At 60.5% G+C, this 12,959-nt stretch carries 15 protein-coding genes and 2 pseudogenes; 11 read left to right on the top strand and 6 right to left on the bottom strand.

All coding sequences use genetic code 11. The features are described 5' to 3' along the window. Nucleotides 1-242: 242 nt before the first annotated feature. The 6 genes from OMK73_RS18110 (at nt 243) to OMK73_RS18085 (ending at nt 4,876) form a co-directional block, all read left to right on the top strand. Nucleotides 243-623, top strand: a complete 381-nt coding sequence (locus tag OMK73_RS18110) for an OsmC family protein (protein WP_267603315.1) — start codon at nt 243-245, stop codon at nt 621-623. Between the two features lie 99 nt (nt 624-722). Then, nucleotides 723-2,375 carry an FAD-dependent oxidoreductase gene (locus OMK73_RS18105; protein WP_267603313.1) on the top strand — a complete coding sequence of 551 codons (1,653 nt, stop codon included), beginning with the start codon at nt 723-725 and terminating at the stop codon, nt 2,373-2,375. Beyond that, on the top strand, nt 2,372-2,674 hold the full coding sequence (locus OMK73_RS18100; RefSeq protein WP_267603311.1) for a UBP-type zinc finger domain-containing protein: 303 nt from the start codon (nt 2,372-2,374) through the stop codon (nt 2,672-2,674). The genes OMK73_RS18105 and OMK73_RS18100 overlap by 4 nt, the downstream gene beginning before the upstream one ends. Before the next feature lie 287 nt (nt 2,675-2,961). After that, the gene (locus OMK73_RS18095) at nt 2,962-3,588 is read left to right on the top strand and encodes a hydrolase (protein ID WP_267603309.1); all 627 of its coding nucleotides are present in this window, start codon (nt 2,962-2,964) and stop codon (nt 3,586-3,588) included. Between the two features lie 47 nt (nt 3,589-3,635). After that, complete coding sequence (locus OMK73_RS18090) at nt 3,636-4,349, top strand: YoaK family protein (RefSeq protein WP_267603307.1); 714 nt, start codon at nt 3,636-3,638, stop codon at nt 4,347-4,349. Nucleotides 4,350-4,357: 8 nt separating this feature from the next. Further along, entirely contained in the window at nt 4,358-4,876 is a 519-nt protein-coding gene (locus tag OMK73_RS18085; RefSeq protein WP_267603305.1) for a TMEM175 family protein, read from the top strand. A gap of 170 nt (nt 4,877-5,046) precedes the next feature. On the opposite strand, the gene OMK73_RS18080 is transcribed toward OMK73_RS18085, so the two are convergent. Further along, a complete protein-coding gene (locus OMK73_RS18080; protein ID WP_267603304.1) occupies nt 5,047-5,526 on the bottom strand; it encodes an MFS transporter in 480 nt (159 codons plus the stop codon). Nucleotides 5,527-5,587: 61 nt separating this feature from the next. Here OMK73_RS18080 and OMK73_RS18075 point away from each other — a divergent pair, with 61 nt between their 5' ends. Next, the gene (locus OMK73_RS18075) at nt 5,588-6,310 is read left to right on the top strand and encodes an alpha/beta fold hydrolase (protein WP_267603302.1); all 723 of its coding nucleotides are present in this window, start codon (nt 5,588-5,590) and stop codon (nt 6,308-6,310) included. Nucleotides 6,311-6,422: 112 nt separating this feature from the next. Beyond that, entirely contained in the window at nt 6,423-6,596 is a 174-nt protein-coding gene (locus tag OMK73_RS18070) for a zinc-binding dehydrogenase (RefSeq protein WP_267603300.1), read from the top strand. 221 nt (nt 6,597-6,817) lie between these two features. On the opposite strand, the gene OMK73_RS18065 is transcribed toward OMK73_RS18070, so the two are convergent. From OMK73_RS18065 to OMK73_RS18050, 4 genes are all read right to left on the bottom strand, one after another. Next, a complete protein-coding gene (locus OMK73_RS18065; RefSeq protein ID WP_267603299.1) occupies nt 6,818-7,516 on the bottom strand; it encodes a hydrolase in 699 nt (232 codons plus the stop codon). A 270-nt stretch (nt 7,517-7,786) separates the two neighbouring features. Continuing rightward, nucleotides 7,787-8,899 (bottom strand): alkene reductase, encoded by a 1,113-nt coding sequence (locus tag OMK73_RS18060; RefSeq protein ID WP_267603297.1) that lies wholly within the window; start codon nt 8,897-8,899, stop codon nt 7,787-7,789. A 40-nt stretch (nt 8,900-8,939) separates the two neighbouring features. Next, nucleotides 8,940-10,142, bottom strand: coding sequence for an MFS transporter (locus OMK73_RS18055; protein ID WP_267603294.1), 1,203 nt, complete (start codon nt 10,140-10,142; stop codon nt 8,940-8,942). Between the two features lie 64 nt (nt 10,143-10,206). Beyond that, entirely contained in the window at nt 10,207-10,809 is a 603-nt protein-coding gene (locus OMK73_RS18050) for a hypothetical protein (protein WP_267603292.1), read from the bottom strand. Nucleotides 10,810-11,026: 217 nt separating this feature from the next. Here OMK73_RS18050 and OMK73_RS18045 point away from each other — a divergent pair, with 217 nt between their 5' ends. After that, nucleotides 11,027-11,503, top strand: coding sequence for a Dps family protein (locus OMK73_RS18045; RefSeq protein ID WP_267606422.1), 477 nt, complete (start codon nt 11,027-11,029; stop codon nt 11,501-11,503). Nucleotides 11,504-11,665: 162 nt separating this feature from the next. On the opposite strand, the pseudogene OMK73_RS18040 reads toward OMK73_RS18045, so the two are convergent. Beyond that, a pseudogene (locus OMK73_RS18040) lies at nt 11,666-12,076 on the bottom strand (cytochrome d ubiquinol oxidase subunit II); the annotation flags it as partial. 5 nt (nt 12,077-12,081) lie between these two features. On the opposite strand from OMK73_RS18040, the pseudogene OMK73_RS18035 reads away from it, so the two are divergent. Next, nucleotides 12,082-12,243: pseudogene (locus tag OMK73_RS18035) on the top strand (porin); the annotation flags it as partial. Nucleotides 12,244-12,469: 226 nt separating this feature from the next. Next, complete coding sequence (locus OMK73_RS18030) at nt 12,470-12,859, top strand: response regulator transcription factor (protein ID WP_267603290.1); 390 nt, start codon at nt 12,470-12,472, stop codon at nt 12,857-12,859. Nucleotides 12,860-12,959 lie beyond the last annotated feature (100 nt).

The raw sequence follows: 12,959 nt of genomic DNA, 5'->3' as shown, positions 1-12,959 counted from the left end.
CCGGCTGCCAGCGACAGCACGTCGCTCTGGAACGCCTGATTCAATGCGCCAAAGGTGTAGTGGCCATGAGTGATGCCAGCTTCGATCCCAGCAACGCCGCGCTTCTTGAATTTGAGTATCCCGAGATGCCGCGGAGCCGATCGACCATACTAAAGGTTGATTGATATATCAGACGCGTTGCGAGAATACTCTAGCAAAACAAGCTCATCCCACATCCCCATCGTGCAGTGGAGACAGGAACCATGACACACGGCACCGCGCAGATTGGATCGACGCCCTATCGCACGAACATCGTCGTATCGGGCCACGCAATCACGGCCGATGAACCCCACGCGCTCGGCGGACAAGGGGCTGGACCGGCCCCCTACGATTTATTGCTTGCAAGCTTGGGAGCGTGCACCGCCATCACGCTCAAGATGTATGCCGAACGCAAAGGTTGGGTCCTTGAGTCGCTCGAAGTTTCCCTGCGGCTTCTTGGGGCAGACGAGCTCCGCATCGAGCGGACGCTTGTGATCAAGGGGCTGGAGGACAGCCAGAAAACGCGTCTGGCGGAGATTGCCGAGCGCACGCCCGTCACGAAGACGTTGAGAGCCGGGTTGCCGATCGAAACTCACCTCGCGTGACGCTGATCTGGTTCACGCAGACAACCGCCGACCTTCCCGAAGCTGACGGCTCGTGGCAATGAACCCTCAAGACGCCGCTCTCGAGAGGAGAACGCTCATATGATCCAGCAGCAGACAGACGGTGTCGGAGAGCGCAGGCACCAGATATTCCCCGTCCTGACACCGATCCAGGTTGAGGCGGCGCGCCGGTTCGCAAGCGGTCCGCCGCGGTATTTTGCGTCGGGTGAGATTGTCTTCGCCACGGGGGAGAGGAATGTGCCCGTCTGGCTCGTGCTGGATGGCTCGATCGACGTTCAGCGCCGGGATGGTCTTGACGAGGAAACGCCAATCACCACCCATCGAGCAGGGCAGTTCACGGGAGAGGTCAGCCAGATTGACGGCCGTGCGTCGATCGCCTCGGCGCGAGCCGGTCCTGATGGCGCTACGCTGCTTCCGTTCAATCCGCCGCATTTGCGAGCCCTGATGATCGGATCGGCGGAGGTCGGTGAGATCGTCATGCGCGCGCTGATCTTGCGCCGTGTCAGGCTGATCGAACACGGCGGCTCGGGCACGATCCTGATTGGTGCGCCAGACGATGCGCATCTTCTGCGCCTCCAGGGCTTCCTGACCCGCTGCGGCTATCCCAACCACGTCATGGATCCCAAAGTCGATGGCGGCGGGCGCAGCTTTATTGAGCGGATGGCGCTTCTCCCCACCGACCTGCCGCTGGTGGTCTGCCCTAGCGGCAACGTGCTGAAGCGGCCCGATGAGCGGGAGCTGGCGGCCTGTCTCGGCATCATCCCCAAGATCGAGCAGCAGAAGACCTACGACGTCGCCATCGTCGGCGCGGGACCGGCCGGGTTGGCCGCAGCGGTCTATGGCGCTTCGGAGGGCCTCTCGGTGATCGTTCTGGACGAGCGCGCCATGGGCGGCCAGGCCGGCGCGTCGGCGCGAATCGAAAATTATCTTGGCTTTCCTACAGGCATCTCAGGACAGGCGCTGGCTGGCCGCGCATTCACCCAGGCCCTCAAATTCGGGGCTGAGGTGGCCATCCCTGTGAGCGTTGGGCGGCTCGATCGCCACGAGGATCGGCTGACGCTCAAGCTATCCGGCGACTCGACAGTGGCCGCGCGTACTATCGTGATTGCCTCAGGTGCCGCCTACCGACACCCCGACATTGCCGGTCTCGCGCATTTCGAGGGCTCCGGAGTTTCCTATTGGGCATCCCCGATCGAAGCCCGCTTGTGTGCTGGCAAGGAAATCGCTCTTGTCGGCGGCGGCAACTCGGCGGGCCAGGCGATCGTGTTTCTCGCGCCACACGTGAAGCGGCTTCACGTGTTCGTCCGGCGAGACCTGTCGGAGACGATGTCCCGCTACCTCATCGACCGCATCTCGGCACTGTCCAACGTGGAGATTCATGTCGGTACGGATCTGACCGGACTCGCCCCCACTGGCGACACGCTCGCCAGCGCCACCGTTCGCGATCGCGCCAGCGGCACCTCGACGCACTACGATATCTGCCACCTGTTCCTGTTCATCGGCGCGACGCCGCATACCTGCTGGCTCAACGACTCGATTGCGACGGATGACAAGGGCTTCATTCTTACTGGCGCATCGACCTTATCTCTCGAGGCCAGCATGCCTGGAGTCTTTGCAATCGGCGACGTCCGCGCTGGCTCGACCAAGCGAGTTGCCGCTGCGGTCGGCGATGGTGCCGCTGCCATCTCCCAGATCCACAGTTACCTCAGCAAACTGACAAAGGAGGTGGCATGAAGACCTGTGACCATGCGGATACGATCCGTGATGTCGTGCCAAGCGCCCTGGGTTATGAAGAATGCCTCAAGGTGGGCAGCCCGTGGGTGCATCTTCGGTTGTGCCGAACCTGCGGTCACGTTGGCTGCTGCGATAACTCTCCTCTCAAGCATGCCCGCGCGCATTTCGAAAAAACCGGACATCCAATCATTGAGGGATATGACCCCCCTGAGGGATGGGGGTGGTGCTACATTGATCGGGAAGAGATCGTGCTCCCGGGCCAGACGCCGCAGCGAGGACCCATCCCACGGTTCGTCTGACGGAGCGCTAATCGGGCTTGTATGAACGCGTAGGGTCTGGCAGGTGCGCAGTCGCATCCCTCACCGCACTCCGAAGCGTCCGTTTCACGAACTTCGAAATTCAAAATATTTGAATAATGTGTGCGCGAATCAATCACTTTTGGCGAAGCTCTCGCTGCTGTAGTTAGCCCCATGGCGTCGAAATGACAAAAAACGCCGTCAAACAACGTCAATCTAATTGAATTAACTCGTGGCGAAGGCTGCGGATTGTCACAGGATCGCAGTCTCAAATGAACAGGAGAACTCCCATGTCCAAACTACCGTTGCTCGAACCCGCCGATTGCGCATTGATCCTCGTTGATGAACAGGCAGGCCTTGCGTTCGCTGCGGGTTCTCAAGACCCCCAGATTCTGCGCAGTAATGGCCTTGCCGTCGCGAAGACGGCGGTCGCCTTTGACTTGCCGGTTGTGGTCTCCACTTCGGCGTCGAAGGTGTACAGCGGCCCATTGATGCCGGCTTTTCGGGAAGTGCTGCCAAACGTCACGCCGATTGAACGCCGCAACATGAACCTTTGGGAAGATGATGCGGTGCGCGACGCGATTACGGCTACCGGAAAGCGTACGCTGATCATCGCGGGCATGCTGACGGAGGCCTGCGTGAGCTTCCCGGTTCTTTCTGCGCTGTCCGAGGGATATCAAGTGCACGTCGTTGCCGATGCTTGCGGTGGACTGACACCAACAAGCCATGACCTTGCGTTGCGACGGATGGCTTCCGCTGGCGCAGTGATGACTTCCTGGCTCCAACTCCTTCTCGAATTCCAGAGGGACTGGACTCGTCATGACACATATGAGAAGGCGCGCTCGATCGTGGTTGAGCATGGTGGTGGGTATGGCACGGGCCTCGCCTATGCGCGTGACATGATCAAACCGACATGATTGCCCTCAATTCAGGCGATTAACGCTATTTGCAGGATGTATACGACATGACAGCCATCAGCGATTCGCAGCCCCACGACAACTCTGCCATCAGCTTGTGGGCGCAATGCCGCACGGCAGTGCTGCTCACCGTCGTGGGAGGGGCCATCGACACCATAGGCTTCATCGCTTTGCTCGGTTTTTTCACCGCCCATGTGACCGGCAACCTGGTGCTGGCCGGCGCGGCCTTCGTGAAGGGAGGGGCGGGCATGTGGATCAAACTGGGGGCCATTCCGTTATTTATCGCCACGGTCATGTTTGCCAAAATGTGGATTGACCGCTGTAGCCAGTCCCACAAGACCCTGGGCTGGCTGTTCGTGGCGGAGGCTGTGTTCCTGTTGGGCTTCATGCTGGTGGGCCTGTACTTCGATCCGCTTCGCGACCCCGACGCGGGCGAACTGGCGCTGACCGGCGGCCTGGGCCTGATGGCCTTGGCAATCCGCAATACGGCGAGCAAGACGTTGATCAAGCACATCAGCCCCAGCACCATGATGACTGGCAATACCACTCAGTTCGGTATCGATTTATCGAATTTCGTACGCACGCTCAGCCGAGAGCATGGGGTGGCCGTGCTGAAAAGCGGGAGCATCGTAGTTGGTTTCGTCCTGGGCGCGTTTCTTGGTGCCGTGCTTTACATGCGTGTTGGATTCTGGAGCGTGCTGCCTTTCGCGCTGGTAATTTTGTATCTGGCCAGCCTGTCCTTTCGTAAACAATTAATCTGAGGGAGGCCATGGTCATAAACAAAAGCCGACTGGAATCCTTCAGTGATGGTGTCATATCGGTGAGCCTGACGCTGATGCTGTATCAGATTCAGCTTCCCGCCGAATTTAACTGGAACGGAGTGCAAGCGGAGGCCCATCATTTCTTCGGATATGTGCTCAGTTTTATTTACGTCGGAATTTATTGGAATAATCACCATCACTTGTTCCAGATGGTGCGCGGCATCAATGGAAAGGTCATGTGGGCCAATCTCAATCTGTTGTTCTGGTTGACGATGATTCCCATAACCACCACCTGGACTGGAAAGTCAGAATTCTCGGAAGTTCCAACCGCGTTGTATGCCTTTGTGCTGTTCATGTGTGCCGTATCCTATTGGGTATTGCAACGTGTCATCATGGCATTGGAGGGGAAGGGCTCCTCCCTCGCAGGTGCGATTGGCAAAGATCTGAAGGGGAGATTATCTCTGGTTGTCTACGCACTGGCGATCGTGGTAAGTTTTTTAGCAGCATTGCAGCAACACTTATTCTAATTGCGATGGCTGCATTTTGGTTTCTTCCCGATTCGCGAATCGAAAGGTATCTTTTGGGGAAAGAGGGCAAGAAGCCATAAGTGAGCGTTTTGTAGTTCTTTGAACCTGTCTACTCCACTTGCAGTAGTTCAGGAGAAGAACTCCGCACCCATCACATGCGCGACTAGCTGTCAGCGTTGATTTGCCGTCTCATGGCTCATTTCTCCATGTTCGGCGCGACTGGATCGACTGTGCCCAATGGCCCATAAGGCGAATGCCGCGATCAGCGATGGAACAATCAGCAAGCTGAAGACAGCGCCGATGGTCCAGCCGAGCCCCAGCAGAGTGGCGCCCACGAAAGCGCTTGCGACGCCGCCGAATCGCCCGACGCCAAACATCCAGGCGACCCCCGTGCCGCGGCCTTCGGTGGGGTAGAGCACTGCTGCGTACGAGGCCATGGACGTTACAGGCGCCGTCACGACAGTACCGGAGGCAAACAACAGGATGCCCAGCAGCATGGGGTGGCCGGCACATTGACCCGCAATGAGCACAAGGACACCAGTCAGCAGGAAGGCGAGGGTGATGGTGCGCCGGGCCGTCCATCGGTCCATCAGCCAGCCAGCGCACAGGTTGCCGAGCACACCACCAAGGGGCATCAGCGAAGCGATCAACGCGCCGTTCCATCGCGAATGCGCGCAAGTCGTCGGACGCGTCAACGATCTGACCGACCAGATGCGCGAACTTCGCGCCACACCCACGGGAAGGCTGCGCATCCAGATGCTGCCCGGCTTTGCGCTCGGGCACTTTGGTGCCGCGCTGGCGGAATTCGCTGATCGAACGGCGTTTGTTCCCTGTGCGACGCCTCTTTTGCTCCGCGCCTTCGTATCTGGACAATCACGGCACGCCGCAGCACGGGACGCAACGTTGGTCGGGCACTCGATCGGCGGTGGCGAGATCGCACGCTACGTCAGTCGTCATGGCAGCGGACGTGTCGCGAAGGTGATTCTGGTCGGCTCGGTAGCCCCCACAACCGCTGGCGTGCCCAAGGAAATATTTGACGGAATCCGGAAGGCATTGGCTGACAACCGCGGGCAGTTCTTCAAAGATCTCGCTGGCCCGTTCCTTGGTATCAATCGTCCGAACGCCAGTGTTCCCCAAGGCACAGTTGACGCATTCTGGTTGCAGGGCATGTCTGGCGGCATCCTGGGGCAGATCGACTGCATTCGGGCATTCTCCGAGGTCGACTATACCGGGGACATGAAGAGGATTTCTGTGCCGACACTGATTCTCCACGGCGACGACGACCAGAATGTGCCAATCGAGATCTCCGCGCAGCAGTCAGTGAAGCTCATTCCGAACGCAACGCTGAAGGTGTACCCGGGCGGCTCGCATGGCATCGTCATGACCCATGTTCATGAGATCAATGCCGATATCCTCGGTTTCCTGAAGACCTGATCGCTTCCGATACGGGTGTACAGCGCCCGAGGATTTCTACGAGCCGGCCGTGAGGCGGAAAACATGACATCGCGACTGATGCAAAATTGCATCACACCATTCGAAGCATGCAATGGTGCGACGTTTTCGCGAACACTGGAGCGAGCGGCTCGAAGGAGACGGGCGCCTGGTTCCGGTTGTGGATAGCGCATGTCCTTTGGCCCGCGCAGCGGATGCACATCGTCGAATGGAGTCGGCGGTCAATGTCGGCTGGATCATTCTGACGATGGACTCGGTAGTCGATTGATCCCAAGCACGAGCCAGGTCAGGTGCAAGGGGATATCAGCGGGGAGGGCTTCCCCCGCTGACCGTACGATCAAGTGATTAGCGTCTGTGCGACGATCGCCGCCACCGCTACGCTTGAGGTGCTGATCGCCAGCCAGCATCCAAGCAGCAGGGCGCCATTGACCACGCTTCGAGCTGGTTTCATGTTGTGTGCTCCCGGGATTGACTGACGGCGCGCCTGAATCAGCGTTCGATGACCGGCGCGTGCACGGGCGCCAGCGATTCGTGCGGGGTTGCCGTGCGTTGCGCGGTCTTGTGGACCATCGTGTAGGCGTAATCGACGCCCATGCCATATGCGCCCGAGTGCTCCTTGGCCACGGCCATTACCTCGTCGTACGTTTCGCGGTTCTTCCAGTCGCGTTGCCACTCCAGCATGACCTGTTGCCAGGTCACTGGCACCACGCCTGCCTGGACCATGCGCTGCATGGCGTAGTCATGCGCTTCCTTGGTCGTGCCGCCAGAAGCGTCGACCACCATGTAGATCTCGTAGTCACCTTCCAGCATCGCGCACAGCGCGAACGTGGTGTTGCAGACCTCGGTCCACAGGCCGGCCACCACCACTTTCTTGCGGCCATTGGCGGCCAGCGCGTCGCGCACCTTCTGGTCGTCCCAGGAGTTCATCGAGGTACGCTCCAGCGTTTGTTTGCCGGGGAAGACGTCGAGCAGTTCGGGGTAGGTGTAACCCGAGAACGATTCAGACTCGACCGTGGTGATGGTGGTCGGCACCTCGAAGATCTTCGCCGCCTTGGCCAGGCCCACGACGTTGTTCTTCATGGTCTGGCGGTCCATCGACTGCACACCGAAGGCCATCTGGGGCTGGTGGTCGATGATGATCAATTGGCTGTTGCGCGGGGTCAGGACTTCAAGCTTGGCGTTCGACATGGTGCTCTCTCGGATGAAAATAATTCAATGATATTGCGTTTTGGAATGGCGGCGCTTTGTTTGCTCGGTGGCGTTGTCGCGCTGTCCATGTGCAGAACTATAGCGATCGGAAGTGCGCGACAAGCCAGTCATGATTGTCAGTGTTGTTCAAAAAAATTGATGTTTCGGAGGTGAGGATACGGGCGGGAGACCGGCATGGAGCATGACCGCTGCCAGGCGCTGCGTGACAAGGACCATCTGCATGATCCGTGCTCCCGCCGCCCACCGCGCTCAGACAAGCGCCGGATAATCGGTGTAGCCAACGGTTGTTCCGCCGAAGAACGTGGCCGGATTCGGCGTGTTGAGCGCAGCCGAGGTCCTGATTCGATGAGGCAGGTCGGGATTGGCGATGAACGGCCGTCCGAATGCGATGATGTCGGCACGCCCGTCGGCAATCGCCTTTTCCGCGGATGCGCCGTCGTAGCCGCCCGCCAGCATCAGCACACCCTGGAATGCCGCACGCATCGTGCGGATCATGCTGTCCCAGCGCGGATCGGCGACTTCGTCCTTGACCGTGCCGACCATCGCGGGCTCCACCAGGTGCAGATACGCCAGCGACCTGTCGCTGAGACGAAGCGCGATGTAGCCGAACGTGGCTTCTGGGGTGTCATCGCCCATACCCATGAAGCGGCCCATCGGCGTAAGCCGTACGGCCACGCGATCGGCGCCGATCTCCGCCGTCACGGCATCGACTACCTCGAGCAGCAGGCGCGCGCGGTTCTCGATGCTGCCGCCGTAGGCGTCGGAGCGATGGTTGCTTTCCGAGTTGATGAATTGATCCAGCAGGTAGCCATTCCCCGCATGTATCTCCACGCCGTCCATGCCCGCGTCGATGGCATTGCGCGCGGCCTGACGGTAGTCCTGCACGATCTGCGCGATGCCCTCGACGGTCAGTGCCTGCGGCGTCGGGATTTCGCCCCACACGCCGTTGCCGTCCGCGTCGACAATGAACGTCTTGCCGGGCACCGGCAGCGCGCTGGGCGCCACCGGCAGCGCGCCGCCGGGCTGGAACGATGGGTGCGAGACGCGACCCACGTGCCACAGTTGCAGGAAGATCCTGCCGCCTTCGGCATGCACGGCGTCGGCCACGGCGCGCCAGCCATCGATCTGCTCCGTCGTATGGATGCCGGGCGTCCACGCATAGCCCTGACCTTGTTGGGAGATCTGTGTGGCCTCGGTAATGATCAGCGCGGCCGAGGCGCGTTGCCGGTAGTACTCCACGTTCATGGCGGTGGGCACATTGCCCGGCTGGCCTGCGCGCGACCGTGTCAGCGGCGCCATGCCCACCCGGTGGTTCAGATGCAATTGCCCGATCTTGATGGGAGCAAACAGTTGGGATGTCATGACAAGGACTCCTGTTGACGGATTTCGATAAGGAACGGTCTTAGCGTCGGGAAGCCAGCGCCAGGGCTGCCAGCGACGCCAGGGCGAGACCACTGCCAGTCGCGACGACGCCGGCCCAGCCCATATGCGTGTAGAGCGCGCTGGCAACTGCCGACCCCACCGCACCACCGGCAAAGATGGCCGTCATGTACAGGGCGTTCAGACGGCCGCGGCTGTTGGCATCGAGTGCGTAGATCGCACGTTGACCCAGCACCATGTTCATCTGCACGGCAAAGTCGAGCACGATGCCGGTCAGTGCGAGCAGATACAGACCGCCAGCGCCACCGACAATTCCCGGGATAAAACTAACGGCTGCCGCGATCATCGCAACGTATGAGGCGATGCGTGTGTGCCCCGCGTCAGCCAGCCGGCCAGCGATCGGAGCCGCCACCGCGCCGAGTGCCCCGACCAGCGCGAAGATGCCGATCTGTGATTGCGACAGGCCGTAGTGGCTCGTCAGCTCCATCGGCACTGCAGTCCAGAACAGGCTGAATGCGGCGAACAGCAGCCCCTGGTACAGCGCCCTCTGACGCAGTACCGGGTAGCGCGTGAACAGATGCCACAACGAGGCCAGCAGGTTGGCGTAGGTAGTGCGATGCTCCGGCACCCGGCGCGGCAGCGTCGTGGTGATGATCGCCACCGTGGCCAGCGTCATGGCGGAGGCGATGTAGAACACCGCGCGCCACCCGAAGTACTGGGCCAGCATGCTCGACAGGGGGCGCGACAGCAGGATGCCGGACAGCAGGCCGCCCATGATCGTTCCCACGGTACGCCCGCGGAGCGATTCGGGTGCAAGGTGTGCCGCGAGCGGAATCAGGATCTGCACGCTGACCGAGCTCAGGCCCAGCAGCAGCGACACCAGCAGGAACACGCCTGGCTGCGACGAGGTGGCGGCTCCCGCGAGACTGATGGCTGCGGCTACGCCGCTGATCGTCAGCAGGCGACGGTTTTCGAGGAGGTCGGCCAGCGGCACCAGGAAGAACAGGCCGACGGCATAGCCGATCTGGGTCAGCGACACGATCACGCTGGCGCTTTGCGCGGACAGGCCAACGGCCGGTGCAATCAGCTCGATGATCGGCTGGGCGTAGTAGAGGTTGGCGACCAGCACGCCGGCGCACAGCGAGAAAAGCGCGATCAACGCACTGGACATCGGCGCCGCGGCATGGCCGACCTTGTTGAAGACGGGGGAGGTTGTGGTTTCCATGGCTATGGCTTTGGGTGTCAGGTTGCGATGTCCGAAGCTTAGGCGCTGGAAAGCGCAAGTTGAATCACAACGGGATGCAAGTCAGCGTTGCACGCCACGCAACGCCTCCGTCCCGATTAGGCTTGATTTTCGATCGATAAATGCAGCACTCGCCACGCCGTGGGTCGATCGCTTTGCCATTCCATGTGGGTGGGATGGCGACAGGCAAACCAAAGGATGGGAAGCATCGACGAAGAGCCTGCAAGTCCGATCCTGGCGTACGGCTGCGCATTGCTTTGCTGAGTTGCTGGGCTTCGGCCAGAAAGGCCTCGCTGCGCGCCAGAGCTGCCTTGGCGCGCTGCAGCTCGCTCATGTCCTCAAGGTTTCGCAGCGCCAGCAGCGTGGTCGCGCCAATGACCAGCAGCGCAAAGAAGCTACGCATTTCCTGGCCATGTCCTGCGCCATGGCTTGGCGACAGAAGATACGCAGCCATGGTGAGCAACAGAGACGCAGCCGAGGCGACGCGCGTGGCCAGCTCCGATCCGGTCAGCGCCACCATCAGGATGACCAGCACATAGAGCACCGCCACGGCAATATCAAGCGGCGTGAATGCATCGATCACGAAGATGATCATCGCCAATGTACAGGCGGCAATATTCAGCAACCGGCGACTCGTTTCGCTACGCATGCGGTGTGGGCCTCGTCTTGCATGTGGACCATGGGCCGAGCCTGATCCTAGGGGAATGCAGTCGGGGGCGGTATCAGATCAAAGTATGAGTACTGGCGCCAACGCGCAATGCATTTGCGAAAGCCATCGGCTTACTGACAAGACCCGCGAGGATCTCCTGGGCTATGCTCTAGCCGGGCCTCCGTTTGCCCGCCTCTATCCTTCTGCAGGAGTCACCATGCAACGCGCTTCTACCGATTCTGACCCTGGACTTGCCGTCACCGAGCTCTCCGACCATCTGAACGGACTGCTGGCGGACGTCTTCGCGCTCTATCTGAAGACCAAGAATTTTCATTGGCATATGTCCGGCCCGCATTTCCGCGATTACCATCTGCTGCTTGACGAACAGGCGGCGCAGATCTTCGCCGCTACCGACGACATCGCCGAACGTGTGCGAAAGATCGGCGGCACCACGCTGCGTTCGATTGGCGGTATTGCGCGCCTGCAGCGGCTGCGTGACAACGATGAGGAGTCGGTGTCGCCGCACGCGATGCTGCGCGAGCTGCATGCCGATAACCTGAAGCTGGTGGCGGCAATGCTCGAGGCACACCATGCTTGCGACGAACACGCCGACGTGGCTACCGCCGGTTTGCTTGAAACCTGGATCGACCAGGCGCAGCGTCGCGCCTGGTTCCTCGCGGAAGCGGTGAAATAGGCATCGTCTATTGCGATGCGGGAAAGCAAACGGGCTGGCCTTGCGGCCAGCCCGTCGCGAGCAGGGAGGCTGGCCCGTTGAGGCTGAGACCTTCCCGCGAGACACATGGTACTGATAGAGGTTGTAGCCAAGCATCACGGGCAGCAGCATGCCGATGCCGATCAGCATGAATACAAGTGTCTGACTATCGGATGCCGCATCGGTCAGCAGCAGCTTGCCTGGCACGATGTACGGAAACAGGCTGATGGCGAGCCCGCCGAACGACACCAGGAATAGCAACACCGCGCCACGGGACGGACCGCGCCGGCCGCCTGTCCAGGTCGTGCCGGCGATGCAGGATACCGCCAGCGCCCCAATCAGCCCGAGCACGCAGAGCGGGGCCAGCACGCTATGCTGGTGCCAGCGTTCGGTGCCGATCAGGCTCAGATGCAGCGTAGCCGCGGAAAGGACCAGCCCGCAGATGACGGTCACGGGCAATGCAATCAGGGTCCATCGGCGCGCGATGGCATCGACAGGGTCGATTGCCTTCTTGAGCAGATAGGTCGAACGCAGCAGCGCATATCCCGCGGCCACACCGAGGGTACGAGTATCCGTTGTCAAAACGCACGGCACTGTTCACGTACTACAGCCGGATCGAGAACAAGAAAAATGCGATCTATGATTTTGCGATCAATCAGCTAGGCATTCGCGCCGGCGCCGATCCGCAGACTTTTGCGCTAGGCATGCGGCACAACTTCTAGGCTGGTAGCGGCGATCGAAGCCCTCGGCTGCCGCGTTTCGTGCACTTGGGCGATCCGGCTCGCGAGACGAATGGATGGGTTCGGTAGATCAAGAGTGGCGTCAGAGAAGCCTGGGCAATACTTCAGTACTATTTGGCGTCGCGCCGGACGCGGTTATGCTGAATGCGAGCGGTGCACAAAGCTTCGGCCATGTCCGGTCACCGCAAAGACCACGCGAGGATTCAGTGTGACTGCCACTGCGGTGATCGCTATCGTTGACGACGACGCTTCTGTCAGAGATGCCATGGGAAGGCTGATTCGCTCCTATGACTTCTCAGCGGAGCTATTCGCAGGAGGCCTGGATCTCTTGCAGTTCGCCGCGCTTGACCGGATCGCGTGCGTGATCACGGATGTGGTGATGCCCGGAATGAATGGCTTTGCTCTCTATGACGGATTGCGTGCGCGCGGCTTCGACAAGCCGGTCATTTTCATGACGGGCTTTGCCGAAGAGGGATCCGAGGAACGTGCCATGGCAGCCGGCGCGGCTTGCTTTCTAAAAAAGCCGTTTCAGGATACAGACATCATCCGGTGCATCGAGCAGGTCTTGCAGGTACGCCATGGCGAGTCTGCCCCTTAGGCAGGCATAGAGGCAGGCCCCAGATTCCATCCGGAGCGTCCATCGCGGCTACGCGGGTCCCGTTTCACATTCCAGTTTATTGAACCTCCCGGGTTCATTA

Source organism: Cupriavidus sp. D39 (genome assembly GCF_026627925.1).
Classification (GTDB): Bacteria; Pseudomonadota; Gammaproteobacteria; order Burkholderiales; family Burkholderiaceae; genus Cupriavidus; species Cupriavidus ulmosensis.
The sequence above is the reverse complement of the archived record's forward strand: the minus strand, read 5'-3'. Positions and strand labels throughout refer to the sequence as shown.

Coding starts and splice junctions, on each gene's coding strand:
- OMK73_RS18110 (WP_267603315.1), top strand. CDS start 243: ATGACACACGGCACCGCGCAGATTGGATCGACGCCCTATCGCACGAAC.
- OMK73_RS18105 (WP_267603313.1), top strand. CDS start 723: ATGATCCAGCAGCAGACAGACGGTGTCGGAGAGCGCAGGCACCAGATA.
- OMK73_RS18100 (WP_267603311.1), top strand. CDS start 2,372: ATGAAGACCTGTGACCATGCGGATACGATCCGTGATGTCGTGCCAAGC.
- OMK73_RS18095 (WP_267603309.1), top strand. CDS start 2,962: ATGTCCAAACTACCGTTGCTCGAACCCGCCGATTGCGCATTGATCCTC.
- OMK73_RS18090 (WP_267603307.1), top strand. CDS start 3,636: ATGACAGCCATCAGCGATTCGCAGCCCCACGACAACTCTGCCATCAGC.
- OMK73_RS18085 (WP_267603305.1), top strand. CDS start 4,358: ATGGTCATAAACAAAAGCCGACTGGAATCCTTCAGTGATGGTGTCATA.
- OMK73_RS18075 (WP_267603302.1), top strand. CDS start 5,588: ATGCGCGAACTTCGCGCCACACCCACGGGAAGGCTGCGCATCCAGATG.
- OMK73_RS18070 (WP_267603300.1), top strand. CDS start 6,423: ATGGTGCGACGTTTTCGCGAACACTGGAGCGAGCGGCTCGAAGGAGAC.
- OMK73_RS18065 (WP_267603299.1), bottom strand. CDS start 7,516: ATGTCGAACGCCAAGCTTGAAGTCCTGACCCCGCGCAACAGCCAATTG.
- OMK73_RS18060 (WP_267603297.1), bottom strand. CDS start 8,899: ATGACATCCCAACTGTTTGCTCCCATCAAGATCGGGCAATTGCATCTG.
- OMK73_RS18055 (WP_267603294.1), bottom strand. CDS start 10,142: ATGGAAACCACAACCTCCCCCGTCTTCAACAAGGTCGGCCATGCCGCG.
- OMK73_RS18050 (WP_267603292.1), bottom strand. CDS start 10,809: ATGCGTAGCGAAACGAGTCGCCGGTTGCTGAATATTGCCGCCTGTACA.
- OMK73_RS18045 (WP_267606422.1), top strand. CDS start 11,027: ATGCAACGCGCTTCTACCGATTCTGACCCTGGACTTGCCGTCACCGAG.